Source organism: Stenotrophomonas sp. STEN240 (assembly GCF_056756175.1).
The window spans coordinates 1-26391 of record NZ_JBRRBO010000027.1 but is presented as its reverse complement, the minus strand read 5'-3'; the positions used below and the strand labels follow the sequence as shown (position 1 = coordinate 26391).

The following is a 26391-nucleotide window of genomic DNA, read 5'->3' as shown; positions in this document are numbered from 1 at the left end:
CCCGGCTCAAGCGTTGGCGAAATCAAATGCCAATACGTCGGCGATGCGCGTGGTACCCGCCAGCGCCATCAGCAGGCGGTCCACGCCTACCGCGACGCCGGCACAGGCAGGCAGCGATGGCAGGGCCGCCAGCAAGGCCTCATCCAACGGCGGCTGTTCAGCCCCGCGCGCGGCGCGCACAGCCAGATCGCGCTCGAAGCGTTGCCGCTGCTCCTGTGCGTCGTTCAGCTCATGATAGCCATTGGCCAGCTCAACCGCGCCGAGGTAAAGCTCAAAGCGTTCAGCCACCGGCGGCGTGCCGGGACGAATTTTTGCCAGCGCCGCCTGGCTGGCCGGCCAGTCGTGGATCACGGTGATGGTGCCCGCATCGAACTGGGCTTGGATGCGGTGGGTCATCAGCAGATCCAACCAGTCATCGCGGGTCAAACCGTCCGCCGCAATTTCCACCTCACCCAGCCCCGCACGCAACTCCGCCTCATCGGCCTCGAACGGATCCAGCGCCACCGCCTCGATGAACAGATCGCGATAGCTGACGATGCGTACCGCTGCCGGGGGGCGCTCAACCAGCGCCAGCGCCGCCTGCACCAGGGCAATGGTCTCGTCGATCAAACGATGATGATCCCAACCCACCCGGTACCACTCCAGCATCGTGAATTCTGGATTGTGGCGGCCGCCGGCCTCACCGTTGCGGAACACCCGGCCAAGTTCGTAGCAATCGCCTACGCCGGCCGCCAACAGGCGCTTGAGCGGATATTCCGGCGAGGTGCGCAGCCAGCGTTGTGCCGGGCCGGCATCGACATGACCGCTGAAGCGGGTATGGAAGCCTTCAATGTTCGGCTCGGTATTGCCGGCCGCCGACATGATCGGCGTTTCAACTTCCAATACATCGCGCTCGGCGAAAAACTGCCGGATCAGGGCATTCAAACGTGCGCGCTGACGCAGGGCTGCGATCACGAGTGCAGGCGCCCGGCGGTCCCGTTCAATGACAGGGTCAGGATGTCGCGCTCATCGTCGCGATAGCCCGCTCCCAGGTACAGGGCCTTGGCTTTGGCATTATGGTGATTCACTTCCAGACGGATCACCGCCGCGCCCTGCCCCGCTGCCCAGTCGCGGGCCAGCGCCAAGGCCTGCCGGCCCCAACCGCGACCGCGCGCAGCCGGCCCCAGATACAACTCATCCAACAACACAAACCGACCACCCTGCTCGACGCTGAAGCACCAGCCCAAGGTGATGTAGCCCACAACCTGCTCATCGGCCAGCAGCAACAACGCGGCGCCGCAACTCGGCTCATCCAGCAAGGTATGCAGCCCCGGCTCAACCCGTTCGGCGATGTAGGGGATCTGATCTTCCACGTAGAAATCGCGCACCATCGCGATCAACTGAGGGAAGTCTGCCGATTGCGCAACGCGCACCTGTATTTCACTCATTCCTGTTCTCCATTGTCGGCGAGGAAGGCAAGCAGACGCGCTTCGTCCCAGACCTCCACACCGAGCTCGTTTGCCTTGTCCAACTTGGAACCGGCTTCAGTGCCGGCCACCACGAAACTGGTCTTCTTCGACACGCTGCCTGAAACCTTGGCGCCCAATGCCTCCAGCCTGGCCTTGGCCTCGTCGCGGCTCATCTGCGCCAGGGTGCCGGTCAACACCACGGTCTTGCCATCAAGCACACCGGTGGCCTGTTGCTGCTGCAACGGCGTGATCTCAAGCAGGCGCTCCAGTGCAGCACCGGCTTCGCTGAACAACTGCGCGTTGGCATCGACGTTCAACCATGCCACCAGAGCATTGGCCGTTTCTGCCGGCAGGCCGGCGGTCATGAAGTTGTGCGCTTCCTCGTCCAGGATCGCTGCGGTAGAGCGGAACGCTTCAGCCAGCTGACGCGCGCGCACCGGCGTGACCTTGGGGATTTCCAGATCGGCCAGCAGCGTTGCCAGATTCAGATCCGTGCGCAGCTTGGCATTGGGCGCATGCGTATCGCTGATCTGCACACCGCGAGCGAGCAGTGCGTCGATGGCCTGCTGATTGCCCGGCTGGGCCATGAAGTGGCCTATCGAACGAGCCACTTCGCCGCCGATGTCCGGCACGCGCTTGAACAGCGGCCAGGGCAGATGGCGGATCAAGTCGAGGTCACCAAACCAGGACGACAATGCCTTGGCGGTGCTTTCGCCCACATGCTCGATGCCCAGCGCGAACAGTAGCCGCTCCAGCGTGGTGTTGCGGCTGGCAGCAATCGCCGCGATCAGGTTGTCGGCCCACTTGGTGGCGATTTTCCTGGTGTTCCACTGGAAACTTGCCGGCACCGACAAGGCCTGTGCCCGCCACGCCGCGTCATCCGCATCCAGCTTGAGGATGCGGTTCAGCGTGTCGCCACTGCCTTCCGGTTGCAGATGCAGGCCGAGCTGCGAGGCCAAGCCTTCCGGCGAATCGGAATCCAAAGCAAGCTTCAACACCAGCAATTGATCGCGGTTGAGTGCATACAGATCGGCGACGCCGCGCACGATGCCCGCATCCACCAGCACTTCGATGTACTTGTCGCCCAGCCCGTCGATATCCATCGCCTTGCGCGAAGCGAAGTGGGCAATGGCTTCCTTGCGCTGCGCCGGGCAGCTCAGTTCGCCGGAGCAGCGCCAGGCCGCCTCGCCTTCCTCGCGCACGATCTCCGAACCACACACCGGGCAGGTGCGCGGCATCTGCCACGGCGTCGTCCCTTCAGGGCGACGCTCAACGATGACGCTGACCACTTCCGGGATCACATCGCCGGCACGGCGCACGATCACCGCATCGCCCACGCGTACGTCCAGGCGCGCGATCTGATCGGCGTTGTGCAAGGTGGCATTGGTGACCACCACGCCGGCCACATGCACCGGCTTCAGCCGAGCAACCGGGGTGGCCGCGCCGGTGCGGCCGATCTGGATCTCGATGGCTTCGACCGTGGTGGTTTGCTCCTGCGCCGGGAATTTATGCGCGATCGCCCAGCGCGGGGCGCGCGCGACGAAGCCCATTTCCTGCTGGCCTTCGCGGTCGTCGAGTTTGTAGACCACGCCGTCGATGTCGTAGGCCAGGCTGTCGCGGCGTTCGCCGATATCGCGGTAATACGCCAGCAGACCTTCAGCGCCCTGTACCACCTTGCACAGGTCGCTGACCGGAAAGCCCCATTGCGCCAGCTGTGCAAGCGTAGCCGAATGGGTCTCGGGCAGCTCGCCACCGGCGACCTCACCCAGGCCGTAGGCATAGAAACTCAGGGGCCGCTGCGCACTGATCTTCGGATCGAGCTGGCGCAGAGAACCGGCCGCGCCATTGCGCGGATTGGCCAGCACCTTGCCGCCATGCAGGCGTGCCTGCTCGTTGTAACGTTCGAAATCCGCGCGCGGCATGTAAACCTCGCCACGCACTTCCAGCACGTCCGGCCAGCCCTTGCCCTGCAGCTGCTGCGGGATGACCTTGATCTGGCGCAGGTTGGCACTGACGTCTTCGCCGGTGGCACCATCGCCACGGGTTGCGCCCTGCACGAACACGCCATGCTCATAGCGCAGATTGATGGCCAGGCCATCGAGCTTGGGTTCGGCGGAGAAGAACAGTTCGCGGCGACGCAGGCGCTCATCGATGCGACGCACGAAGTCATGCACCTCGGCATCGCTGAAGGCATTGCCCAGCGACAGCATCGGCACCGCATGCACTACTTCGGGAAAACGCGAGGACGGCTTGCCGCCAACCTGATGACTGGGCGAGTCGGCGCTGTCCAGTTCCGGATGCGCCGCTTCCAACGCTTCCAGCTCACGCATCAACCGGTCGTACTCGGCGTCCGGGATGATCTGTTCGTCGTGCTCGTGATAGGCGCGCGAGGCGGCGGCAAGCTGGCGGCGGAGTTCGCTGATGCGCTGGGTGACGGCGGTGTTCTGGTTCATGCGGTGATTTTACCTGCGCGCGGTGTTGGCGCGGTAAAAGAGGCATTGCCAACGCGTCCATGTTTGCTGCGAACAGCACCCCTCCCCGGCCCTCCCCTTGCCTACGGCAAAGGGAGGGGGCAAAGCTCAGCCCCCTCCCTTGCGCGCAGCGTAGGGGAGGGTTGGGGAGGGGTAGCTTTTAGAGCCCTACCAGCGCGGCGACTTGGTCAGCGGCGGCGCTTGGTGCTGGCGGTCATAGGCACGCAGATCGTCGCGGATATGTGCGATGCGCTGGCGACCCAGGGCGTTGCGGCTGTCATCCAGCACCACGCCATCCAGCAGTTCGCCCATGCGCTGCACGGTCGGCAGCATCTTTTCCCAGGCATCGAGCGCGGTCATCGGCGCCGGCAGGGTCAGGAAGAAGGCGATGGCCGGGGTTTCCATGTCGCGGATATTGGCCATATCAAAACTGCCCGGCTTCATGATGCTGGCCATCGAGAAGATCGGGCCGCGCTCCGAATGCCCTTCCACCAGCCGGTGGAACACATTCATGTAGCCGAACACCAGGCCGGTCTTCTCCGCTGCCACCACGATGTCCTCGCCACGCAGCACCTGCCCGGAACGGGCGGCCACATACAGCGAGACGATCTTGTCGAAATCCTGGCTTGGCCGCTTGCCCAGTTCGCTGAGATTGCCGGCGTCGACGTCCGGCAGACCCAGCTCAGGTTGCGTCCCCTCTTCGCCCTGCGCCGTGCCCTCATCAACTTCAGCAACACCCTCGCCGCTGCCCAGCACCGGCTCACGGCGCGACCGCTCGGCGTCGGCAGGTTCCTTGCGCTTGCCTTGCGCCAGCCGCTTGGGCCGGCTGAAAAAGAAGATGGCTGCTACCAGCAAGACGCCGGCCAGCAGAATTCCGATACGCAACAGTGCCGTGTCAGACATGCGTTGCAGTCTCCGGGTTAATCGTTCAGGTGGCTAAAGGATGGCACGTCAGGCGGCGCCCGCCAATCGGGCAGCCTCTTCAAGATCAACACTGACCAGGCGACTGACGCCCGGCTCACGCATGGTGACGCCCGACAACTGGTGCGCTGCCTCCATCGTCGCCTTGTTGTGGCTGACGAACAGGAACTGCACTTTCTCACTCATTTCCTTGACCATATTGGCCAGGCGGCCGACGTTGGCCTCGTCCAGCGGTGCGTCCACCTCGTCCAACAGGCAGAACGGGGCCGGGTTGAGCTGGAAGATGGCGAACACCAGCGCCACCGCGGTCATCGCCTTCTCACCGCCGGACAGCAGCGAGATATTGGACACGCGCTTGCCCGGCGGCCGCGCCATGATGGTCACGCCGGTGTCGAGCAGGTCTTCGCCGGTCAGTTCCAGATAGGCGTGGCCACCACCGAACAGGCGCGGATACAAGGCCTGTACACCGGCATTGACCCGGTCGAAGGTGTCCTTGAAACGGCCACGGGTTTCGCGGTCGATCTTGCGGATGGCGTCTTCCAGGGTTTCCAACGCGGTGTTGAGATCGGTGTTCTGCGCTTCCAGATACTCCGAGCGCTGCGAAGCCTCGCCGTATTCGTGGATCGCCGCCAGGTTGACCGGCTCCAGCCGGCGCATGCGACCGTCGATCTGATGCACCGCCGATTCCCAATCCGACAGGCGGGCGTCCTCGGGCAAGCTGTTGATGACGTCCTGCAGCACGAAGCCGGCTTTTTCCACCGCAGCGGACAACTGATCGGCGCTGAGCACCAGCGCCTGCTGGTCCAGCTTGCGCTGGGAAATGCGTTCGCGCTGCGCCAAGGCCTGTTCGTCGCGCTGATGGCGGGTCTGCTCCAGGCCACGCAGCTCGTGATCAATGCCATCCAACAGCGTGCGCGCTTCGGCCAGCACGCGATCCACGCGTACGCGCTCGGCCAATGCGTTCTGATGCTCCGCTTCCAGCGTATGTACCGGTGTATCGCCCTCGTCCAGCTGCGAGTGCAACTCGCCCAGCCGTGAATCGAGCTGGCCGCGCTGGCTGCCCATACGCTCCAGCGCGTGGCTCAGCGAGCTGATCTGGGTACGCTGCGATTCCAGCGTCAAGGCCAGCGCATGCATGCTGTCGCGCACATTGCGCGCGGCATCGCGGGCCTGATCGCGGGCCTCGCTCATCTGCATGCGTTCACTTTCCAGCGCATGCCGGGCCGATTCCAGATCGCCCATGCTGGAAACCGCTTCATCCAGCCGCATACGCGCCTCGGTGGACTGCTCGCGGCTGACTTCCAGCGTCTCCAGCAACTGCGCCAGTTCGGTTTCGATACGCTCGATGCGCGTGCGCGTGGATTCCAACTTGCCTTGCTGGCTCTGCAACTGCCCAGCCAACTCGGACGCACCACGATGCGCCTGATACAGCGACCGCTGCACCTCTTCGCGCTGCTGCTCGCCCGCCAACAGCTGCTCGCGCAACGCAGCCAGCTGCGTCTCCAGCGTGCTTTCGCGCTCCTGCAAGGTCTCGATCTGCTCACGCAGGGTGACGATCTCGCGCTCGCGCAGCAGCGCGCCCTGCTCGGCCGCACCGGAGCGCGAAAAGCGCACCCAGCCCTGCCCCAGGCGTTCACCGCTGCGGGTGATCACCGAGTCACCGTCGCCAAGCGTGCGCTGCAGCTGCTGCGCCTGGAGCAGATCCTCGGCGCCATGCAGATGCGCCAGCAGGCGGCGGATGGCCAACGGCCCCTGCACTTTCGCCGCCAGCGAGGTCGGCGCGAACTCCGCCTTGCCCTCGGCATCGGCGACCAGTGCGATACGCCCTTCACCCAACTCGCCAAGTGCATCGACCAGGGCTTCGGGTGCATCCACCAGTACACCTTCGATCAACTGCCCCAGTGCGCTTTCAACCGCGTTTTCCCAACCGCGTTCAACGCTGATGCGCTCGCCCACACGCGCCGCCGAATCCAGCCCGCGCGCCTTCAACCATGCGGCGGCAGCGCCTTGCTCCTGGCCAAGCGCCGCCTGCTGCAGCGTCTCCAGCGAGGACAACCGGCCACGCGCGGACTGCGCCTGCTTGCGCACCTCGGCAAGCTCGGTCTGCCCGGCGCGCTGCTGTTCCTGCAATGCAGCCACCGATTGCTTGCGCACTTCGACCTGGGCGTTCAAGGTCTCCAGCGCGGTCTTCTGGGTTTCGTGCTCCAGCTGCAACTGCTCGAAGGCCTCGGCAAGCGCGTCCAGGTCCAGCCCTGCGCGCTCGGCCTGCAGGGCTTCGCGGCGGCGATCAGCCTCCAGGATCTGCTTGTCCAGGTAATCCACGCGGGTGCGTTCAACCTCGCCCGAGCGCGTTGCCTCGGAAGTGTTGCGGTTGTGCGCTTCCCAACGCTGCTGCCAGTCGGCCAGCTTGGCCTCGGCCTCGCGCAGCGCTTCCTGGCGGATTTCATTGTCTTCCTGCAGCTGCTCCAACTGCGGTTCGGCGTTTTCGACCGACTCGCGCAGCACGATCAACTTCGCTTCGTCACCGCTGATGTGCTGGCCAAGTTCGGACAGCGCCTGCCGGGTTTCATCGCGCGCCTTGTGCAGGCGCTGCGCCAGTTCCCGCTGGTGGTGGATCTGCTGCTCAAGCCGGGCCAGGGTGCTGCCAACCTGGTAGACGTCGGCCTGCGCCTTGTTCAAATTCTCGGCCGCTTCTTCGCGACGCACGCGGCCGGTTTCAATGCGGGTTTCGGCATCACGCTGCTCGGCGATCAGCTGCTGCAACTTGGTTTCTTCGCGTGCCAGCGCTTCGCGCAGGCCGCTCAGGCGCCCGTCCAGGCCGCGGTATTCCAGCGCCTTCCACTCCGCGTCCTTGACCCGCCGTTCTTCCTGCAACGCTTGGTACTGCTCGGCCTGCCGCGCCTGCCGCTTGAGGTGTTCAAGCTGCTTGCCGATCTCCTCGCGCAGGTCGTTGAGCCGGTCCAGGTTTTCACGCGTGTGGCGGATGCGGGTTTCGGTTTCCTTGCGGCGCTCCTTGTACTTGGAGATGCCGGCGGCTTCTTCCAGGTACACACGCAGGTCTTCCGGGCGCGCCTCGATGATCTGGCTGATCATGCCCTGCTCGATGATCGAGTAGCTGCGCGGGCCAAGCCCGGTGCCGAGGAACAGATCGGTGATATCGCGGCGGCGGCACTTGGTGCCGTTCAAGTAATAGTTGCTGCTGCCGTCACGACTGACCGTGCGCTTGACCGAAATCTCGTTGAACGAGGCGTACTCGCCGGAGATGGTGTGATCGGCATTGTCGAAGATCAGCTCAACCGTGGCCTGCGATACCGGCTTGCGGCCGGCAGAGCCGGAGAAGATCACGTCGGTCAGCGAATCGCCACGCAGGCGGCTGGCCGAGCTTTCGCCCATGACCCAGCGCACCGCATCGATGATGTTGGACTTGCCACAGCCATTCGGACCGACGACGCCGGTCATATTGGTCGGCAGGTGCAACGTCGTAGGATCGACGAACGACTTGAAACCGGAGAGCTTGATCGTGGATAGACGCATGGAATCTGACTGTTGGCGGATACCGGCAGCTGCTGCCGACACCCGGAATGAGGTTCCGGAGGTTCTGTTCCCGAGCTCAAGTCATTGATATCCCGAAGAATTCAAAAGACAAAGCGCGGCACTGGCACCCGAGTATAGCGACACCCATGGCCGCCAGCGGTCACCAGCGGCCGGCCAAAAGAAACGGGCGCCTTGCGGCGCCCGTTCTTTACAGCCAGTCCGGCAGAATCAAGCGTCGGATTCGACGATGACCTTGACGGTGGCTTCCACGTCGGCGTGCAGCTTGACGATGACGTCGAACTCGCCAACGTTGCGGAAAGCGCCTTCGCCCAGGATCACTTCGCTCTTGTTCAGCTCCAGGCCGGCAGCGGTGAAGGCTTCAGCGATATCGCGCGGGCCAACCGAACCGTACAGCTTGCCTTCGGTCGAAGCGTGCGCAGCGATGGTGACGCTGGCGCCTTCGAACTTGGCAGCGCGGGCTTCAGCACCGTTGTGCGAGGCCTGGGCCTTGGCTTCGTACTCAGCACGCTTGGCTTCGAACTCGGCGATGTTGGTCGCGGTGGCCGGAACGGCCTTGCCCTGCGGCACGAGGAAGTTACGGCCGTAGCCCGGCTTCACATCAACCAGGTCGCCCAGGCCGCCGAGGTTGGTCACTTTCTGGATAAGAATCAGCTTCATGGTGTAGCTCCGTTATTCGTTAGCGGCGCCAATGGCACCGCAACGCTTGCTGTCCGAATAGGACGGGTTTGAGGCAGGAAACGAGTGAAGAGAAGTGAGAAACGAGGAAAGGCTAAGCGCCCTTCTCTCAGTTCTCACTTCTCGCGGCGCATGCGCCACCACTCACTTCCGCACTCAGACGTCGTGGTTGTCCGTGTACGGGATCAGGGCCAGGAAACGGGCGCGCTTGACGGCCGTTGCCAGCTGGCGCTGGTACTTGGACTTGGTGCCGGTGACGCGGCTCGGAACGATCTTGCCGTTCTCGGTCAGGTACTGGCGCAGGGTGTTGAGATCCTTGTAATCGATCTCTTTCACGCCTTCAGCGGTGAACTTGCAGAACTTACGACGGCGGAAGAACTTGGACATGAAAGTGCTCCTTATTCAGCAGAAGCGGCGTCTTCGCCGGCTTCGTCATTGGTGGAAGTGGCACCTTCTTCGTCGTCACGACGACGGCGCTCGCCACGCTCGGGCTTGTCACCCTTCTCGTCCTTGCTCTTCATGATCAGCGACTGCTCGGTGTCAGCCTCGTCACGCTTGATGACCAGGTTGCGCAGCACGGCGTCGTTGAAACGGAAGCTCTCGGTCAGTTCGTTCAGAACTGCCTGGTCGGCTTCGATGTTCAGCAGAACATAGTGGGCCTTGACCAGGTTCTGGATCGGGTAAGCCAGCTGACGACGGCCCCAATCTTCCAGACGGTGGATGGTGCCGTTGCCGGCTTCGACCAGCGCCTTGTAGCGCTCGATCATGGCGGGGACCTGTTCGCTCTGATCCGGGTGGACCAGGAACACGACTTCGTAATGACGACTCATGTTTTTATACCTTTCGGATATAGCCCTGACGGGCTGGACAGCCCCCCGCAGTGAACGCAGTGGGGCAAGGGCTCCTGCACGAAGCGCGCAGGAAGCCGGGCATTATCCACCGCAAAAGGGCCAGAAGCAAGCCAGACCCCCCTGCGTGCAACACAGCATCCGCAACTGGCCCGGCCTTCACACGGGGAATTGCTGCGACGCAACAGTACACTATGTAACCGCTTCCACGCCCCGCCGCCCGGACCCGACGTGAATTCAACCGCTTCATTGGCAGCCCTGCTGTCGCCACGCCAACGCACCTTGATCCTGCTCGCCCTCTCACTGGGTGGCTTCGCCATCGGCACCAGCGAGTTCGCCAGCATGGGCCTGATGCTGGAAATCAGCCGTGGCCTGGCCATCACCGAAGCCCAGGTCGGCCACCTGATCAGCGCCTACGCCATCGGCGTGGTGGTGGGCGCCCCCTTGCTGGCCTTTGCCGGCTCCAGCCTGCAGCGACGCACCCTGTTGTTATGGCTGATGGGCTTCTATGCCATCGGCAACCTGGCCAGCGCACTGGCGCCCGGCTACCACAGCATGCTGCTGGCCCGCTTCGTCGCCGGCCTGCCCCATGGCGCCTACTTTGGCGTGGCAATGCTGGTTGCCGCCTCGATCAGCCCGCCGGAACAGCGCGGCGCTGCGGTTTCCAAGGTATTGCTTGGCCTGTCGATCGCAATCCTGCTGGGCAACCCGCTGACCACCTGGCTGGGCCAGCAGTTCAACTGGCGCAGCGCCTTTGTGCTGGTGAGCCTGCTGGCACTGGCAACGGTGACGATGGTCGCGCGGCAGCTGCCAGCGGACCCGGACGAGGTCCGCACCTCGCCAATGCGCGAACTGCGCGCCTTCAACACCACCCAGGTCTGGCTGGCACTGGCGATCGGCGCGATCGGCTTTGCCGGCATGTTCTGCGTGTTCACCTATTTGGCCCCCACCCTGGTCAACGTTACCGGCATCAATGAGCGCTGGATGCCGGTGGCCGTTGGCCTGTTCGGCGTGGGCGCGATCATCGGCAACATCGCTGGCGGCAAGCTGGTGGACCGATTGCAGTTCCGCGCCGCCGGCGTATTGCTGGCATGGTCCATCGTGGTGCTGTTGCTGTTCCCGCTGGCCGCACACTCGGTCTGGACGGTGGTACCGGCGATCATTGCCGTTGGCACCATGGGCGCACTGGCCGTCGCCCTGCAGACCCGGCTGATGGATGCCGCCGGCGAGGCACAGACCCTGGCCGCCGCCTCCAACCACGCTGCCTTCAACACCGCCAATGCACTGGGCCCGTGGCTGGGCGGCATGGCGATTGGCGCCGGCTTTGGCCACGCTTCTACCGGTTATGTAGGCGCGGCGACCGCAGCCGTAGGCTTGTTGTTGTGGGGTATCGCGGTGATGTTGCAGCGCCGCCAGCACGCAGCCGGGCAATTGGCCGCCGACTGACCGGTAGTGCCGAGCCATGCTCGGCAGAGGCCTCATGCACAATCCCGCACATCGCCGGGAACGCTCCAGCCGAGCCCGCCAACTGACCGGTAGTGCCGAGCCATGCTCGGCAGAAGCCTTATGCACTACCTCGGACATCGCAGGTAACGCCGCAGCCGAGCATGGCTCGGCTCTACAGGGGCACTCGCCCCCGTGCTTCGCGGCTTACGCCGCTCCTACAGGCCCGCCGGCTTGCCTCAGCGGTGCATATCGTCGGTGGTGAAGCTCTCGCCGCAGCCGCATTCGGCCGCTGCGTTGGGATTTTTGAACGTAAAGGTCTCGCTCAGCCCCTGCTTGCCGTAGTCGATCTCGGTGCCATCCACCAGCGGCAGGCTTTGGGAATCCACGTAGATGCGTACGCCGTCCTGCTCGAACACGGTATCGCCCTCACGCTGATCCTTGGCCAGGTCGGTGATGTGGCCCCAGCCCGAGCAGCCGGTACGGGTCACGCCAAAACGCAGGCCCAACGCGCCCGGGGTGCTGCTGACAAAGCGCTGCACGCGGGAATGGGCGATGGGGGTCAGATGAACAGCCATGGTGGGGCGACTCCAGCAGAATTACGGTCCAATTATAGATGTGGGCGACCCGCCGGACTGCAAGCGTAGATAAATGCTCGCCTGCCCGGGCGTTGAGCCGCTAAAATCTCGCATTCACAGATCGAGTCGATCAACAGAGGATTCAAGTCATGACGGTGGTCAGCGTTGCACACGCCCTTGCCGGGAAGTTCCCGGAAGGCGGAGAAGTCACAGTCCGCGGGTGGGTCCGCACGGTGCGCGGCTCGGCTGGACTGGCCTTCGTCAATGTCAGCGATGGCTCGTGCTTTGCCCCGATCCAGGTCGTGGCCACCGACAAGCTGTCCAATTTCGACGAGGTCAAGAACCTGACCCCGAGCTGCTCGGTGATTGCCACCGGCACCCTGGTCAAGTCGCAGGGCAAGGGCCAGAGCTTCGAGATCCAGGCTGAGAAGCTCGAGGTGGTGGGCTGGGTCGAAGACCCGCTGACCTACCCGATCCAGCCCAAGCCGATGTCGCCGGAGTTCCTGCGCGAAGTGGCGCACCTGCGCCCGCGCACCAACCTGTTCGGCGCGGTTACCCGTATCCGCGATTGCCTGTCCAAGGCCGTGCACCGTTATTTCCACGAGAACGGTTTCTATTGGATCAGCACCCCGATCGTCACCACCTCCGATGCCGAAGGCGCCGGCCAGATGTTCCGCGTCTCGACGCTGGACATGGCCAATCTGCCGCGCACCGGCAATGGCGAGATCGATTTCAGCCGCGACTTCTTCGGCAAGGAAACCTTCCTGACCGTGTCCGGCCAGCTCAATGTCGAGGCCTACTGCCTGGCGCTGAGCAAGGTCTACACCTTTGGCCCGACCTTCCGCGCCGAGAACAGCCACACCACCCGCCACCTGGCCGAGTTCTGGATGGTGGAGCCGGAAATCGCCTTCGCCGACCTGGCCGAAGACGCACGCATAGCCGAGGAATTCCTGAAGTACCTGTTCCGTGCCGTGCTCGATGAGCGCGCCGACGACATGGCCTTCATCGCCGAGCGCGTGCAGAAAGACGCCATCACCCGTCTGGAATCCTTCGTCAACGCTCCGTTCGAGCGCATCGAGTACAGCGATGCGATCACCCTGCTGCAGAAATCCGGCAAGAAGTTCGACTACCCGGTCGAATGGGGCCTGGACCTGCAGACCGAGCACGAGCGCTGGTTGACCGAGGAACACGTCGGCCGCCCGGTGGTGGTGACCAACTACCCCGAGCACATCAAGGCCTTCTACATGCGCCTGAACGACGACGGCAAGACCGTTGCGGCGATGGACGTGCTGGCCCCGGGCATCGGCGAGATCATTGGCGGCAGCCAGCGCGAAGAGCGCCTGGATGTGCTGGACGCGCGCATGGCCCAGTTCGGCTTGGATCGGGAACACTACCAGTGGTACCGCGACTTCCGTCGCTACGGTTCGGTGCCGCATGCCGGTTTCGGCCTGGGCTTCGAGCGCCTGGTGGTCTATGTCTGCGGCCTGTCCAACATCCGCGACGCCATTCCGTACCCCCGTGCACCGGGTTCGGCGGAATTCTAAGCAACGGAAGAGAGGAGCAAGAAGTGAGGAACGAGAAAACAACAAAGTCGCACCGCGTGAGCGGCAAACGCTGTCCCTCGCTTCTCACTTCCATTGATTCACTTCTGCAACCATGACGCTCTTCTTCGCATTGTGTTTCGTAGGGGTGGCCATCGCCGGCCTCAGTGCCTTCCTGATTTTCTGGCCGTTGACGCTGGTACATATCCGCGACCGGCACCCGGCGCTGGCAGCCGAGTTCGGCGCCGGCGCCTTTCTCAAACCGGAAAGCCTGCGCTGGTTGTTGGGGCGCGGTTTTAGTGGCATCGCCGACCGCTCGCTGTCCGGCCTGGCCACGCCTGCACGCATCGCCTTGCTGGTGACGTTCGGCGGGCTGGGCATGGCACTGCTGTTGTGGCTTTTTTCGCAGGTAATGAAATGACTGATTTCGACAACATCCCCGACCAGTGGTGGCTGGCACAACTGGGCGGCACCTTGATCTGGGCGCGCCTGCGGGTCCGCGCAGGCGGCACCGCCGAAGTGCTGGACAGCGACGGCAACACGCTGAGCTATGACAGCGAAGACACCGCCCGCGCGCAGCTGTTCGACGCCGAGTTCGTCGCCTTTGACGGCCTGGACGAAGAAGACGCCCTGCACCGCGGCTTCTCGCTGCACGAAATAACGCCGCCGCAAGGCGACGATGAGGCGCTGCGCGAGCGCATGGTGCAGTTGCTCGGCACCAGGGTCTAACAGCTTCGTGTTCGCCCAGCGCGTCTTCGTGGAGAACGACCTGCTCTGGCTGGATCGCCTGCTGGCACGCGATCCGTTCGTGACCCTGTTGACCACCGGCAGCGATGGCCTGCCCGAACTGACCCGGCTGCCGGTGCTGTACCGGCGCCAAGGCGACCAGGTCGAACTGGTCGGCCATTGGGCTCGGGCCAATCCGCAGTCGCAGCATCGCGGCCGCGCCAAAGTACTGATTGACGGGCCACAGGGCTACGTGTCGGCAAGCTGGTATCCGGACAAGGAAAGCGCCGCGCGCGTCCCCACCTGGAATTACGCCGCCGCCGAGCTGGTCGGCGAACTGCAGGTGTTCGATGATGCGCCGGCATTGGCGCAGCTGCTGTCGGATACCAGCGCTCACTTCGAAGCCAGCGTTGGCCAGGAGTGGGTTTTTGACGCAAGCCTGGACGATCACGGCCCCTCACTGCGCGCCATCGTAGGCTTCCGCCTGCAGGTGCAGCAGATCCAGATCAAACTGAAACTGAGCCAGAACCACCCGCAGGCGAATCAGCTGGCGGTGATCGGAGCCTTGCAGGCCCTGGACACGCCCGACGCCCTTGAACTGGCGCAGTGGATGCAGCTGTATCGCAATGAGCACGGCGACCAGCACGATGACTGAGCCGCGCCCCGTTTCCCGCGACGTTGCCATGCACGCGCTTGGCAACGCCCTCACCCTCCAGATCGCAAGGGAAGCTTCACCATGAAAGACATCCACAACCTGCTGCAGAAGAACCGCGAGTGGGCGGACCGGATCGAAAAGGAAGATCCGGAATTCTTCCACCAGCTGGCCAAGCAGCAGAACCCGGAGTACCTGTGGATCGGCTGTTCCGATTCCCGTGTACCCGCCAACCAGATCATCGGCATGGCACCGGGCGAAATCTTCGTCCATCGCAACATCGCCAACGTGGTGGTGCACACCGACCTGAACTGCCTGAGCGTCATCCAGTACGCGGTGGACCAGCTCAAGATCAAGCACATCCTGATCGTCGGCCACTACGGCTGCGGCGGCGTGCATGCGGCACTGAACCACGTGCGCGTAGGCCTGGCCGACAACTGGCTGCGCCATGTCGGAGACGTGGCACAGAAGCACGACGACATCCTCTCGCAGATCGACGACCCCGACCTGCGCCACGCGCGCCTGTGCGAATTGAACGTGATCGAGCAGGTGGTCAACGCCTGCCGCTCGACCATCGTCCAGGACGCCTGGGCCCGCGGCCAGAAGCTGATGGTGCACGGCTGGGTCTACAGCCTGCGCGACGGCCGCGTCAGCGAGATGGGTATTGATGTGGGCGCACCGGAAGAGCTGCAGCCTGCGTATGAGAAGGCGTTGTCCTTTGTGCCGCGGAAGGGCAAAAGGCACTGAGCTTGAAAGCCCCTGCCGAAGCCAGCTTCCCCAATCCCGGCCGAAGCTAGGCTTCCTCCCCTCTCCCGCTTGCTGGAGAGGGGCTGGGGGTGAGGGCCTACCGCCCCAGCCAAGTCAAAACCCTGCCCTCATCCGCCCTTCGGGCACCTTCTCCCGCCAGCGGGAGAAGGGACAAGGCAAAAGCTGAAGCTAAGGCAAAAGCCCAAGCAAAAGCCCAAGCCCGAGCCCGAGCCCGAGCCCGAGCAAAAGCCGAAGCCAAAGCCAAAGCCAAGCAAGAGCAGACGCAACCTCAAGCGCAACAGCAACTACAACAACAACTGCAAGCGCAACAGCCACACCCCACCCAACACCCAGCAACACCCCAGCCCCGTTACCCAACAGGCCCCACATGCTCCCTCTACCCCTGAACCTGCTCGGCTGGATCGAAGAACACCGCCATCTCCTGAAGCCGCCGGTCGGCAACAAGATGATCGAGAACGGCGACTTCATCGTGATGGTGGTTGCTGGCCCCAACAGCCGCAACGACTATCACTGGGACGAAGGCCCGGAATGGTTCTACCAGCTCGAAGGCGAAATGGTGCTGCGCGTGCAGGAAGATGGGGCCGTGCGTGACATTCCAATCCGGGCCGGGGAGATCTTCCTGCTGCCGCCGCGGGTGCCGCATTCGCCGCAGCGCATGCCCGGCTCGATCGGCCTGGTCGTCGAGCGCAAGCGCCTGGACCATGAGCTCGATGGCTTCATGTGGTTCTGCCAGCAGTGCAACCACAAAATCTACGAAGAGTTCTTCCACCTGAAGAACATCGAAACCGACCTACCCAAGGTGTTCGACCGTTTCCATACCTCGCTGGCACACCGTACCTGCCAACATTGCGGTGCTGTACACCCGCTGCCCCAACCGGCAACGCCGGAGGTCTGAGCGGCCGGGCGCGGTTACACTGCGGGTACATCCTCGACGTGTCCGCACCGATGAACGAAACGCTGTCACCTGCCCATGCCACCGCGCTTGATGCCGCCGATCCAATACGCCATCTGCGCAGCCAGTTCCTGATCCCTCAGCATCAGGGTAGCGATCAGACTTACTTCGTTGGCAACTCGCTGGGCCTGCAGCCACGCGGTGCGCAGGCCATGGTGCAGGAAGTGATGGATCAATGGGCGCGCATCGCGGTGGAAGGCCACTTCACTGGCCCGACGCAGTGGTTGAGCTATCACCGCCTGGTCCGCGATTCGCTGGCCGGCGTGGTCGGTGCGCTGCCGCACGAAGTGGTCGCCATGAACACACTGAGCGTGAACCTGCACCTGATGATGGTCAGCTTCTATCGCCCGACCAGCGAACGCCCGGCGATCCTGATGGAAGCCGGCGCCTTCCCCACCGATCGCCATGCGGTGGAAGCGCAGATCCGCTTCCACGGCTTCAACCCGGCCACCGACCTGATCGAAGTGCAGCCGGACGAAGCCAACGGCACCATTTCGATGCAGGCCATCGAACGCGCCATCAGCGAGCACGGCAAGCGCGTGGCCCTGGTACTGTGGCCGGGCGTGCAGTACCGCAGCGGCCAGGTATTCGACCTGGACGCCATCACCCGCCTGGCCCGCGCACAGGGCGCCAACGTAGGTTTCGATCTCGCCCACTCGGTCGGCAACGTGCCGTTGAACCTGCATGACATCGCCCCGGATTTCGCGGTGTGGTGCCACTACAAATACCTCAATGCCGGTCCCGGTGCGGTCGCCGGCGCCTTCGTGCACGAGCGCCATTCCCGCGACAGCACGCTGCCGCGCTTTGCCGGCTGGTGGGGCCATGAGCAGGCTACCCGCTTCCAGATGGCCCCGGAGTTCGTGCCGGAACTGGGCGCCGAAGGCTGGCAGCTGAGCAATCCGCCGGTGCTCGGGCTGGCTCCGTTGCGTGCATCACTGGCGCTGTACGACGAAGCCGGCATGGACGCGCTGCGCACGAAGTCATTGAAGATCACCGGCTATCTGGAAACCATGGTGCGTGCGCGCCTGGATCATGTGCTGCAGATCATCACCCCGTCCGATCCCGAACGCCGTGGCTGCCAGCTTTCGCTGCGCGTGGCCGGTGGTCGCGCGCAGGGCCGTTCGCTGTTCGAGTACCTGCAATCGGTGGGCGTGCTCGGCGACTGGCGCGAGCCCGACGTGATCCGCATCTCGCCCACGCCGATGTACAACCGCTACAGCGATGTCTACCGCTTCGTCGATGAAGTGGAAACCTGGGCTGGCGTCTGACCAACGGAATCCTGTGACTTGAATACCCCCACCCCACGCAGCCTCACCCTGATCGGCGCCGGCCTGGCCGGCTCCCTGCTCGCCATCCTGCTGTCACGGCAGGGCTGGAAGATCACCGTTTACGAACGCCGCGGCGATCCGCGCATTGCCGATTACGAGTCCGGCCGCTCGATCAATCTGGCATTGGCCGAACGCGGCCGCAACGCCCTGCGCCAGGCCGGTGTCGAAGACGAGGTGATGGCCAAGGCCGTCATGATGCGCGGACGCATGGTGCATCCACGCGAAGGGGCGCCTGATCTACAGCGCTATGGCCGCGATGACAGTGAAGTGATCTGGTCGGTGCACCGCAAGGATCTCAACACCACGCTGCTGCAATTGGCCGAGCAGGCGGGTGCGAAGATCCATTTCCATCGCCGCCTCCACACCGTGGACTTCGATGCCGGCTACGCCCGTTTCATCGACGACCGCGATGACCAGCCACACGATATCCATTTCAACACGCCGCTGATCGGTGCCGATGGTGCCGGCTCGGCGCTGCGTGCAGCAATGAGCCGCAAGCGCCCGCTCGGCGAGCGCACGGAGTTCCTCGACCATTCCTACAAGGAACTCGAGATTCCGCCAGCTGCCGACGGCAGCTTCCAGATCGAAGCAAATGCGCTGCACATCTGGCCGCGTGGCAATTACATGTGCATCGCCCTGCCCAATGACGAAGGCACGTTCACCGTGACTTTGTTCCTGCCGAATGAAGGTGAGCCCAGCTTCGCCACGGTACGCAACGGCGCCGAAGCGGAAGCATTGTTCCGGCGCGACTTCGCCGATACCTTGCCGCTGATTCCCGACCTGCGCGCGGATTGGGACCAGCACCCGCCCGGCTTGCTGGGCACGCTGTACCTGGACCGCTGGCACCAGTGCGGCAAGGCCGTCCTGATCGGCGACGCCGCACACGCGATGGTGCCCTTCCACGGCCAGGGCATGAACTGCGCCTTCGAGGACTGCGTGGTACTGGCCCGCTGCCTGGCCGACAACGCCACCACCGAACAGGCCTTTGCCGCGTTTGAAGCCGAACGCAAACCCAATGCCGCGGCCATCCAGCAGATGGCCTTGGACAACTACCTGGAGATGCGCGACCGCGTCGCCGACCCGGCCTATCTGTTGCAGCGCGAGCTGGAACAGGAGCTGCAGGCGCGCTGGCCGACCCGCTTCGTGCCGCATTACACGATGGTGACCTTCCTGCACACGCCCTATGCAGTAGCGCTGCACCGCACCCGCCTGCAGCAGACCATCCTGGCCAACGCCACCGCCGGCCTTGATTCGCTGGATGGCATCGATTGGGCGGCACTGGAACAGATCGTCCATGCACAGCTGCCGGTACTGGAAGGAGCCCACTGATGGCCGAGAGTTTTCTGTTCTACGACCTGGAAACCTTTGGCCAGGATCCACGCCGCACCCGCATTGCCCAGTTCGCCGCCGTGCGTACCGACGCCGAGCTGAAGGTCATCGAGGAACCGGTCAGTTTCTACGTCAAACCCGCTGACGACCTACTGCCCTCGCCCATCGCGACGCTGATCACCGGCATCACCCCGCAGCACGCCTTGGCCGAGGGCGTCAGTGAGGCCGAGGCCTTTGCCCGCATCAACGAGATGATGAGCAAGCCCAAGACCTGCACGCTGGGCTACAACACGCTGCGCTTCGACGATGAGTTCGTGCGCTACGGCCTGTTCCGCAATTTCCACGATCCGTACGAACGCGAGTGGCGCAGCGGCAACTCGCGCTGGGATCTGCTCGACATGCTGCGCCTGGTGCACGCCCTGCGCCCGGACGGCATCAACTGGCCCAAGCGCGAAGATGGCGCCACCTCGTTCAAGCTTGAACACCTGGCGCTGGCCAACGACGTGCGCGAAGGTGATGCGCACGAGGCCTTGTCAGACGTCTACGCCACCATCGGCATGGCGCGGCGCTTCCGTCAGGCGCAACCGCGCATGTGGGAATACGCGCTGCGCCTGCGCGACAAACGCTACGTCAGCAGCCTGCTCGACGTGGTGGCGATGACACCGGTGCTGCACATTTCGATGCGCTACCCGGCCAGCCGCCTGTGCGCCGCACCGGTATTGCCGCTGGCGCGCCACCCGCACATCAACAACCGGGTCATCGTGTTTGATCTTGAGGGCGACATCGAGCCCTTGCTTGAGTTGTCGGTCGAAGAGATCACCGCGCGCCTGTATACCCGCGCCGCCGATCTGCCCGAAGGCCAGCAGCGGATTCCGTTGAAAGAAGTGCATCTCAACAAGGTGCCGGCGCTGGTCGCATGGAACCACCTGCGCGATGCCGATTTCGAACGCCTGCAGATCGACCCTGCAGCCATTGAAGCCAAGGCCGAGAAACTGCGCGAACTCGGCCCGCAACTGGCCGAGAAGGCGCGCCAGGTGTTCGCCCGCGAGCGCGTCAACGATGGCCCCATCGATGCCGATGCCTCGCTCTACGACGGCTTCCTCGCCGAGGGCGACAAGGGCCTGCTCAGCAAGGTGCGCACCGCGCCGCCGGAGGCACTGGCAGAACTGGAAGGGCGCTTCCGCGATCCGCGCCTGCCCGAACTGCTGTTCCGCTACCGTGCCCGCAACTACCCGCAGACGCTGGACGCGACCGCACGCTCACGCTGGGATGCGTATCGTCAGCAGCGTTTCAGCACACCTGGCCTGGCCGAACAGACCTTACCGGAACATGTCGCGCAGATCGCCGCGCTGCGCGAGGAACACAAGGACAACCCGGCATCCCTGGCCCTGCTCGATGCCCTGGACCAGTGGCACCACACCCTGCAGGACACACCATGACCCAGTATTTCAGCGACGCCAGCTTCAAGTTCCTGCGCGGGCTGGCCCGCCACAACGACAAGACCTGGTTTGCCGAGCACAAGCAGCAGTACGAAGACCACGTGCGGCAACCGTTCCTGCGCCTGATCACCGACCTGCAGCCGGACCTGAGCCAGGTCAGCACGCATTTCCAGGCCGACCCGCGCACCGTTGGCGGCTCGCTGTTCCGCATCTACCGCGACTCGCGCTTTTCCCACGACAAAGCCCCGTACAAGACCTGGCAAGGCGCGCGGCTGTTCCACGAACGCCGCAAGCAGGTGCCGGCGCCGTCGTATTACATCCATCTGGCGCCGGGCGAGAGCTTTGTCGGCGCCGGCATCTGGCACCCGGAGCCGGACGTGCAGCGTCGCCTGCGCCAGTTCATCCTCGACAACCCCGGCAGCTGGAAGGCCGCCGCGCATGCGCCGGCCACGCGCAAGCGCTACGAGTTCGAGAGCAGCGAGAAGCTGGTGCGGCCGCCGCGCGGTTTCCCCGCCGATTTCGAGTTCATCGACGACCTCAAGCACCGCAACTGGGTGCTGTGGCGCTCGCTCGATGACGAGATGATGACCGGCCCGCGCCTGCGCCAGACCCTGGCCAAGGACCTGGCCGCACTCGGCCCGTTCGTCGACTACCTGTGCGCTGCGCTGGATCTGGAATTCTGATTAGCATCGGCTTCACGCAAACCAACAAGGTTTGCGGCACGCTTGGCGGCAACCTCCGACAGGACGCCGCCATGACCAGCATCCACCTTCAAGTCTGGATCGATGCCCCGCTGGCAACCGTCCATGCCGGGTTGGCCAATGCCGAAGGACTGGGGCAATGGTGGATACCGCACCAGCAGTCGGTCATCGATGGCGACATGGTGCTCAGCCACAACCCCGGCTCCGGCCATGGCGTGGTGGCCATGAAGATCCTCGAGAGCAGCCCCAGCGGCTGCGTGCGCTGGGAAGTCATCAGCAGGCACCCACCGCAGAGCCCGGCCTCGGCCTGGACCGGCACCGAGATCCGCTTCGACCTGTCGCGCCGGGCAAGCCCCGGCAGCTGGCGCGGCCTGCCACATGAAGGCGAGCCGATGACCGTGCTGGAGTTTCATCATCTGGGCTGGGATGGCGACAGTGAGTACCTGGGTTTCTGCAGCCAGGCCTGGGCCGAGACCCTGGTCATGCTGCGCCGCTGGGCTGAAGCACGCAGCTCCGCGCACCCCTGATATCAAGGACAGCAACGCAATGAAGAAATGGATACTCGCCGCCGTCATCACCGTCGCGGTATTGCTGGCCGCCTATGTGGTCGGCGGCCCGTACCTGGCCATCCGTGGCATCAGCCAGGCCATTGAACAGCGCGACACCGGCAAGCTGGCGCGCCATGTCGACTTCGCCGCCGTACGCGTCAACATGAAGGCCCAGCTCAACGACTACGTTGTGCGCAAGGCCGGCGCGGACATGCAGTCCAGCCTGTTCGGCCAGGTAGCGCTGGGCGTGGCCGGCAACCTGGCCGGTGCTGGCGTCGACACCTTTGTCACCCCGTTGGGCATCGCTGCCATCCTGCAGGGCGACAGCCTGTGGAAGCGCGCCATCGGTGACACCGTCGGTGGCGATACCTGGGCGCCACCCTCGCCGGCCAAGCCGTTGGCCAATACCACCGGCCACTACGAATCGCTGTCGCGCTTCACCGCCACCACCCATCTGGAAGACGGCCGCGAAGTGGTATTCGTACTGAGCCGCCAAGGGCTGCGCTGGCGGCTGACCAACATCCTGCTGCCACTGGGACAGGCGCCGGGTTGACCGGCGCCTGCCGGATCAGGCAATCAGCCGTTCCGGTGCTTCGACCTCGCTGTCAGCTAGGAAGGCCTCAAGCGAATCATCCATCGCCTGCATCCACGGCGTGTGATGCAACGGCGCCAAGGTGCCGGTCAACACCGAACGGTAGCTGTAATTGCGATAGCCGAGGATGTCGTCCTTCTTGTCGTGCTTCCACTGCTTGAACAGCGTGGCCACAGCCTCGACGTTGAAGTCCGGATAGTCGGTGGCGTCGAGCAGGTCGCGCACGTATTCGGTCTGGAAATCGATGTCCTGTTCGGCCGAGGTCGTTGCTTCCTCGCGTGCCAGCCAGGCTTCGCTGTCAGCCCGCATCGCATCGCCTGAAGGCAGGGCGATCTTGCCAAGAATCACATCACGCGCGTACCAGGCCTGCGCATCGAACATGTTGAAGGTGTAGTACTGGTCCTGCATGCCCAGGTAGATCAGCTTCGGGTTGTCGATCCAGAACACACCCTTGTACAGATCGCCGGGGTACAGGCGGTTGCGGGTGCGCAGCGTCAATGCATCCGGCAGGAACGGGAAGTGATGCTGGTAGCCGGTGCACAGCACGATCGCATCCACCTGCTTTGAACTGCCATCGATGAAGTGCGCGGTGGTGCCTTCCACACGCTGCAGCAGGGGCTTTTCCTCGAATGCTGCGGGCCAGTCATAGCCGGTGGGTGCGCTGCGGTAGCTGAAGGTTACCGACCTGGCGCCGTACTTGTAGCACTGCGTGCCGATATCCTCGGCCGAGTAGCTGGCACCGACCAGCAGCAGGTCCTTGTCGGCGAACTCGCAGGCATCGCGGAAATCATGCGCATGCAGCACACGGCCCGGGAAACGATCCACGCCTTCGAAGAAGGGCGCGTTCGGCGTAGAAAAATGGCCGGTGGCGACAATCACCCGATCAAACTCTTCGCTGACCAGCTCGTCCTTTTTAAGGTCACGTACGGTGACGGTGAAACGCTGGGTTTCTTCCGAATAGTCGACCCATTGCACTGCCATGTTGAAGCGGATCTGGTCGCGCACACCGCTCTTTTCGATGCGGCCCATGATGTAGTCGCGCAACACGGCACGCGGCGGATAGGAGGCGATCGGGCGGCCAAAATGCTCTTCAAAACTATAGTCGGCAAACTCCAGCGCTTCCTTCGGTCCGTTCGACCAGAGGTAGCGGTACATGCTGCCATGCACCGGTTCGCCGTAAGCATCCAGCCCGGTACGCCATGTGTAGTTCCACATCCCGCCGAGATCGGATTGCTTTTCGAAGCAGACGATCTCTGGCACTTCAGCTCCACCACGGCGGGCGGACTCAAAGGCACGAAGTTGCGCCAGGCCACTGGGGCCGGCTCCAAGAATGGCGATACGCATGGTCATACGGGTTGTTTCTCCTGTGTAGCTGCCAACGCGCGGACGCGACGGCACTGCGCAAGGGCGCGTGATGCACCGTGCAGGAGAGACAATGCGTCCAGTCCCGCGCGGCGCGCGAAACACCCGGCCGCCACGCAGGGCAGCGTTGAAGGGAATGGCAGGTACGTGACGCTACCGGTCGGGGACGGGCCCCGCCCCTGGATCACCGGGTGGGTGCAGTGCGGGAGGGATCTGCTGCATTCGTGCAGATCAGGGCGCGGCAGGATTGCCGCTGGTTCAGGTAGGAACCCGCGAAAGCGTCTTCATCCTAGCATGCGCTGGATGCATGGCTGCAAGCCTGCTGGCTTTTGTAGGAGCGGCGTCAGCCGCGAAGCTGGCGAAAGGACCAGATACATGTTGTCTGCAATTGCAGACAACGCCCGCCGGAAATATCGGTGGTTTCGCGGCTGACGCCGCTCCTACAAAAGGCAGGTTGGATCAATCCGGATTCGCCACACCATGCGGCACATGCCCGGCAGCTACGTGCTGACGCGCGCTGTCGATGTTGTGCTGTGAGTCGTCAAAGAAAATATCGGCACCGAAGGCTTCCAGGAACGGGCCTTTGTGGCGGCCGCCGAGGAACAAGGCTTCGTCAAGACGCACGCCCCACTCGCGCAGCGTGCGGATCACGCGCTCATGCGCGGGCGCCGAACGTGCCGTCACCAGCGCGGTGCGGATCGGTGCGGCTTCGCCGGCCGGGAACGCTGCCTGCAAGGCATGCAGTGCTGACAGGAAGTTGCGGAATGGACCACCGCTGAGTGGCTCATGCGCGCGCTCACGCTCATGCCGACCAAAAGCCTCGACGCCCTGCTCGCGCGAGATACGCTCGCTTTCGTCCCCGAAAATCACCGCATCACCGTCGAAGGCAATGCGCAGCTGGGTTTTTGAACGACCGGTGTCGGTGGCGGCTGCCGATGCCGCAGCAACTTCCTGCGCGCTCTGCGGCAGGATGGTGGCGGCAGCGATGCCGTTTACCAGGGCGCGCCGCACCGAATCAGGATTGGCCGACAGGAACAGGTCCGTGCCAAACGGTTTGACGTATGGCCAGGTCGGCTCGCCGGCGGTGAAGGTAGCGCGCACGATATCCAACTTGTAATGCTGGATGGAATTGAAGATACGCAGGCCGGTGTCGGCCGAGTTGCGCGACAACAGGATCACTTCCACACGCGGGGTTTCCACCGGCGCCCCATCATTGAGCGCCAGCAGCTTGCGCACTACCGGAAAGGCGACACCGGGCTTGAGCACATCGTCTTCGTGCGCCCGCTGGTAGGCGGCATAAGCCTCCAGACCTTCGCGTTCGAACAAGGCATGGCCTTCTTCAAGATCGAACAATGCGCGCGAAGTAACCGCGACGGTGAGAAGCCGGGGAGTGTTGTCACCCATGGACGATGAACCCAATGCGATCAAGGAACGGGGCCCAGTCTACCTGCAAGCGCCGCCACCGCACCCAAACGGCGCATTGCCGAGCGCACCGGCCTGCCCTCACACCATGAACTGCTCACTGAGGATGCGCTCTTCGAGGTTGTGTTCGGGGTCGAACAGCAGGGTCACCTGACGCTCCCGCGACTCGCGGATGGTCACTTCCACCACGTCGCGGGTTTCGTGTGAATCGGCGGTGACACTGACCGGGCGCTTGTAGGGATCGAGCACGCGGAAGCGCACTTCGGTCTCAGCCTTGAGGATGGCCCCCCGCCAGCGGCGCGGACGGTAAGGCGCCAAGGGCGTCAGGGCGATGGTATTGGAGCCCAGCGGCAGGATCGGGCCGTGCGCAGAGTAGTTGTACGCCGTGCTGCCGGCAGGAGTGGACACCAGCACGCCGTCGCAGATCAGCTCTTCCACGCGCTGCTGGCCATTGAGATCGATGCCGATATGCGCAGCCTGGCGGGTCTGCCGCAGCATCGACACATCGTTGTAGGCCAGCGAGCCGGTGGTGGTACCCGACTCGGTCAGCGCGATCATTTCCAGCGGGCGCAGGTGCGCCGGTTCGGCCAGAGCCAGGCGTTGGATCAGGTCGTCTTCGCGATGATGGTTCATCAGGAAGCCGACGGTGCCCAGTTTCATGCCGAATACCGGCTTGCCTTTGCTGCCATGGCGATGCAGGGTCTGCAGCATGAAGCCATCACCACCCAGAGGGCAGATCACGTCGGCCTCGTCTGGGTCATGGTCGCCATAACGGGCAGCCAAGGCGACACGGGCCTGCTGGGCGGACTCGACGGCACTGGCAAGGAATGCGATTCGGGGGGACACGGTAGCGTCTTCGGTTCGGCCTGGAGGGCGAGGATAACCTGCTGGTGGTAAAGCGACAGCCCCCTCTTCTCTCAACCCCTCTTCCGAAAAGGGAGAGGGGCTTGTAGTGCCGAGCCATGCTCGGCAGAAGCGTTTGCGGTAAAGCCTCAAAAGCTCCCCTCACCCCAACCCCTCTCCCGCAAGCGGGAGAGGGGCTTGTAGTGCCGAGCCATGCTCGGCAGAAGCTTTCCCGGCAGTGCCTAAAAG

25 protein-coding genes are annotated in these 26391 nt (G+C 63.9%); 13 read left to right on the top strand and 12 right to left on the bottom strand.

Going from position 1 to position 26391, the window contains the following annotated elements:
- Window positions 1-6: 6 nt before the first annotated feature.
- From epmA to rpsF, 8 genes are all read right to left on the bottom strand, one after another.
- Window positions 7-954 (bottom strand): EF-P lysine aminoacylase EpmA, encoded by a 948-nt coding sequence (epmA, locus tag ACVOKO_RS12680; RefSeq protein WP_346499267.1) that lies wholly within the window; start codon window positions 952-954, stop codon window positions 7-9.
- Window positions 951-1427 (bottom strand): GNAT family N-acetyltransferase, encoded by a 477-nt coding sequence (locus ACVOKO_RS12675; RefSeq protein ID WP_346499266.1) that lies wholly within the window; start codon window positions 1425-1427, stop codon window positions 951-953. The genes epmA and ACVOKO_RS12675 overlap by 4 nt, the downstream gene beginning before the upstream one ends.
- Entirely contained in the window at window positions 1424-3901 is a 2478-nt protein-coding gene (gene ligA / locus ACVOKO_RS12670) for an NAD-dependent DNA ligase LigA (protein ID WP_346499265.1), read from the bottom strand. Before ligA ends, ACVOKO_RS12675 begins: the two co-directional genes overlap by 4 nt.
- A 186-nt stretch (window positions 3902-4087) precedes the next feature.
- Window positions 4088-4822, bottom strand: a complete 735-nt coding sequence (zipA, locus tag ACVOKO_RS12665; RefSeq protein WP_346499264.1) for a cell division protein ZipA — start codon at window positions 4820-4822, stop codon at window positions 4088-4090.
- A 48-nt stretch (window positions 4823-4870) separates the two neighbouring features.
- Complete coding sequence (gene smc / locus ACVOKO_RS12660) at window positions 4871-8374, bottom strand: chromosome segregation protein SMC (protein WP_346499263.1); 3504 nt, start codon at window positions 8372-8374, stop codon at window positions 4871-4873.
- 228 nt (window positions 8375-8602) lie between these two features.
- Window positions 8603-9052, bottom strand: a complete 450-nt coding sequence (gene rplI / locus ACVOKO_RS12655; RefSeq protein WP_346499262.1) for a 50S ribosomal protein L9 — start codon at window positions 9050-9052, stop codon at window positions 8603-8605.
- A 174-nt stretch (window positions 9053-9226) separates the two neighbouring features.
- Window positions 9227-9457, bottom strand: a complete 231-nt coding sequence (gene rpsR / locus ACVOKO_RS12650) for a 30S ribosomal protein S18 (protein ID WP_002804494.1) — start codon at window positions 9455-9457, stop codon at window positions 9227-9229.
- Between the two features lie 11 nt (window positions 9458-9468).
- Entirely contained in the window at window positions 9469-9900 is a 432-nt protein-coding gene (rpsF, locus tag ACVOKO_RS12645) for a 30S ribosomal protein S6 (protein WP_346499261.1), read from the bottom strand.
- A gap of 249 nt (window positions 9901-10149) precedes the next feature.
- Between rpsF and ACVOKO_RS12640 the strand changes: the two genes are divergently transcribed.
- Window positions 10150-11364 carry an MFS transporter gene (locus ACVOKO_RS12640; RefSeq protein ID WP_346499260.1) on the top strand — a complete coding sequence of 405 codons (1215 nt, stop codon included), beginning with the start codon at window positions 10150-10152 and terminating at the stop codon, window positions 11362-11364.
- Between the two features lie 236 nt (window positions 11365-11600).
- Here the strand turns inward: ACVOKO_RS12640 and ACVOKO_RS12635 are convergent, their stop codons facing one another.
- Window positions 11601-11939 carry a HesB/IscA family protein gene (locus tag ACVOKO_RS12635; RefSeq protein ID WP_346499259.1) on the bottom strand — a complete coding sequence of 113 codons (339 nt, stop codon included), beginning with the start codon at window positions 11937-11939 and terminating at the stop codon, window positions 11601-11603.
- A 149-nt stretch (window positions 11940-12088) separates the two neighbouring features.
- On the opposite strand from ACVOKO_RS12635, the gene asnS reads away from it, so the two are divergent.
- The 12 genes from asnS (at window position 12089) to ACVOKO_RS12575 (ending at window position 22476) form a co-directional block, all read left to right on the top strand.
- Window positions 12089-13483: an asparagine--tRNA ligase gene (gene asnS, locus ACVOKO_RS12630; RefSeq protein ID WP_346499258.1), complete on the top strand. Its 1395-nt coding sequence runs from the start codon at window positions 12089-12091 to the stop codon at window positions 13481-13483.
- A 112-nt stretch (window positions 13484-13595) separates the two neighbouring features.
- Complete coding sequence (locus ACVOKO_RS12625) at window positions 13596-13901, top strand: hypothetical protein (protein WP_346499257.1); 306 nt, start codon at window positions 13596-13598, stop codon at window positions 13899-13901.
- Window positions 13898-14209, top strand: coding sequence for a hypothetical protein (locus ACVOKO_RS12620; protein WP_346499256.1), 312 nt, complete (start codon window positions 13898-13900; stop codon window positions 14207-14209). Before ACVOKO_RS12625 ends, ACVOKO_RS12620 begins: the two co-directional genes overlap by 4 nt.
- A 7-nt stretch (window positions 14210-14216) precedes the next feature.
- Window positions 14217-14861 (top strand): FMN-binding negative transcriptional regulator, encoded by a 645-nt coding sequence (locus ACVOKO_RS12615; RefSeq protein ID WP_346499255.1) that lies wholly within the window; start codon window positions 14217-14219, stop codon window positions 14859-14861.
- 81 nt (window positions 14862-14942) lie between these two features.
- Complete coding sequence (can, locus tag ACVOKO_RS12610; RefSeq protein WP_346499254.1) at window positions 14943-15605, top strand: carbonate dehydratase; 663 nt, start codon at window positions 14943-14945, stop codon at window positions 15603-15605.
- Between the two features lie 388 nt (window positions 15606-15993).
- Window positions 15994-16521, top strand: a complete 528-nt coding sequence (locus ACVOKO_RS12605) for a 3-hydroxyanthranilate 3,4-dioxygenase (protein ID WP_346499253.1) — start codon at window positions 15994-15996, stop codon at window positions 16519-16521.
- Between the two features lie 50 nt (window positions 16522-16571).
- Entirely contained in the window at window positions 16572-17846 is a 1275-nt protein-coding gene (gene kynU / locus ACVOKO_RS12600) for a kynureninase (protein ID WP_346499252.1), read from the top strand.
- Window positions 17847-17864: 18 nt separating this feature from the next.
- Complete coding sequence (locus ACVOKO_RS12595; RefSeq protein ID WP_346499251.1) at window positions 17865-19235, top strand: FAD-dependent oxidoreductase; 1371 nt, start codon at window positions 17865-17867, stop codon at window positions 19233-19235.
- Window positions 19235-20674, top strand: coding sequence for an exodeoxyribonuclease I (gene sbcB, locus ACVOKO_RS12590; protein ID WP_346499250.1), 1440 nt, complete (start codon window positions 19235-19237; stop codon window positions 20672-20674). Before ACVOKO_RS12595 ends, sbcB begins: the two co-directional genes overlap by 1 nt.
- Window positions 20671-21357 carry a DUF2461 domain-containing protein gene (locus ACVOKO_RS12585; protein ID WP_346499249.1) on the top strand — a complete coding sequence of 229 codons (687 nt, stop codon included), beginning with the start codon at window positions 20671-20673 and terminating at the stop codon, window positions 21355-21357. The genes sbcB and ACVOKO_RS12585 overlap by 4 nt, the downstream gene beginning before the upstream one ends.
- 71 nt (window positions 21358-21428) lie before the next feature.
- Window positions 21429-21902, top strand: a complete 474-nt coding sequence (locus ACVOKO_RS12580; protein ID WP_346499247.1) for an SRPBCC family protein — start codon at window positions 21429-21431, stop codon at window positions 21900-21902.
- 19 nt (window positions 21903-21921) lie between these two features.
- Window positions 21922-22476: a DUF2939 domain-containing protein gene (locus tag ACVOKO_RS12575; RefSeq protein WP_346499246.1), complete on the top strand. Its 555-nt coding sequence runs from the start codon at window positions 21922-21924 to the stop codon at window positions 22474-22476.
- Between the two features lie 15 nt (window positions 22477-22491).
- Here the strand turns inward: ACVOKO_RS12575 and ACVOKO_RS12570 are convergent, their stop codons facing one another.
- The 3 genes from ACVOKO_RS12570 to ACVOKO_RS12560 all read right to left on the bottom strand — a co-directional run bounded on the left by ACVOKO_RS12570 (window position 22492) and on the right by ACVOKO_RS12560 (window position 26145).
- Window positions 22492-23865 carry an NAD(P)-binding domain-containing protein gene (locus ACVOKO_RS12570; RefSeq protein ID WP_346499245.1) on the bottom strand — a complete coding sequence of 458 codons (1374 nt, stop codon included), beginning with the start codon at window positions 23863-23865 and terminating at the stop codon, window positions 22492-22494.
- A 471-nt stretch (window positions 23866-24336) separates the two neighbouring features.
- On the bottom strand, window positions 24337-25281 hold the full coding sequence (locus tag ACVOKO_RS12565) for a 5'-nucleotidase (RefSeq protein ID WP_062166142.1): 945 nt from the start codon (window positions 25279-25281) through the stop codon (window positions 24337-24339).
- Between the two features lie 99 nt (window positions 25282-25380).
- Complete coding sequence (locus ACVOKO_RS12560; RefSeq protein ID WP_346499244.1) at window positions 25381-26145, bottom strand: NAD kinase; 765 nt, start codon at window positions 26143-26145, stop codon at window positions 25381-25383.
- Window positions 26146-26391 lie beyond the last annotated feature (246 nt).

Coding starts and splice junctions, on each gene's coding strand:
- ACVOKO_RS12675 (WP_346499266.1), bottom strand. CDS start 1,427: ATGAGTGAAATACAGGTGCGCGTTGCGCAATCGGCAGACTTCCCTCAG.
- ligA (WP_346499265.1), bottom strand. CDS start 3,901: ATGAACCAGAACACCGCCGTCACCCAGCGCATCAGCGAACTCCGCCGC.
- zipA (WP_346499264.1), bottom strand. CDS start 4,822: ATGTCTGACACGGCACTGTTGCGTATCGGAATTCTGCTGGCCGGCGTC.
- smc (WP_346499263.1), bottom strand. CDS start 8,374: ATGCGTCTATCCACGATCAAGCTCTCCGGTTTCAAGTCGTTCGTCGAT.
- rplI (WP_346499262.1), bottom strand. CDS start 9,052: ATGAAGCTGATTCTTATCCAGAAAGTGACCAACCTCGGCGGCCTGGGC.
- rpsR (WP_002804494.1), bottom strand. CDS start 9,457: ATGTCCAAGTTCTTCCGCCGTCGTAAGTTCTGCAAGTTCACCGCTGAA.
- rpsF (WP_346499261.1), bottom strand. CDS start 9,900: ATGAGTCGTCATTACGAAGTCGTGTTCCTGGTCCACCCGGATCAGAGC.
- ACVOKO_RS12635 (WP_346499259.1), bottom strand. CDS start 11,939: ATGGCTGTTCATCTGACCCCCATCGCCCATTCCCGCGTGCAGCGCTTT.
- asnS (WP_346499258.1), top strand. CDS start 12,089: ATGACGGTGGTCAGCGTTGCACACGCCCTTGCCGGGAAGTTCCCGGAA.
- ACVOKO_RS12625 (WP_346499257.1), top strand. CDS start 13,596: ATGACGCTCTTCTTCGCATTGTGTTTCGTAGGGGTGGCCATCGCCGGC.
- ACVOKO_RS12620 (WP_346499256.1), top strand. CDS start 13,898: ATGACTGATTTCGACAACATCCCCGACCAGTGGTGGCTGGCACAACTG.
- can (WP_346499254.1), top strand. CDS start 14,943: ATGAAAGACATCCACAACCTGCTGCAGAAGAACCGCGAGTGGGCGGAC.
- ACVOKO_RS12605 (WP_346499253.1), top strand. CDS start 15,994: ATGCTCCCTCTACCCCTGAACCTGCTCGGCTGGATCGAAGAACACCGC.
- kynU (WP_346499252.1), top strand. CDS start 16,572: ATGAACGAAACGCTGTCACCTGCCCATGCCACCGCGCTTGATGCCGCC.
- sbcB (WP_346499250.1), top strand. CDS start 19,235: ATGGCCGAGAGTTTTCTGTTCTACGACCTGGAAACCTTTGGCCAGGAT.
- ACVOKO_RS12585 (WP_346499249.1), top strand. CDS start 20,671: ATGACCCAGTATTTCAGCGACGCCAGCTTCAAGTTCCTGCGCGGGCTG.
- ACVOKO_RS12580 (WP_346499247.1), top strand. CDS start 21,429: ATGACCAGCATCCACCTTCAAGTCTGGATCGATGCCCCGCTGGCAACC.
- ACVOKO_RS12575 (WP_346499246.1), top strand. CDS start 21,922: ATGAAGAAATGGATACTCGCCGCCGTCATCACCGTCGCGGTATTGCTG.
- ACVOKO_RS12570 (WP_346499245.1), bottom strand. CDS start 23,865: ATGACCATGCGTATCGCCATTCTTGGAGCCGGCCCCAGTGGCCTGGCG.
- ACVOKO_RS12565 (WP_062166142.1), bottom strand. CDS start 25,281: ATGGGTGACAACACTCCCCGGCTTCTCACCGTCGCGGTTACTTCGCGC.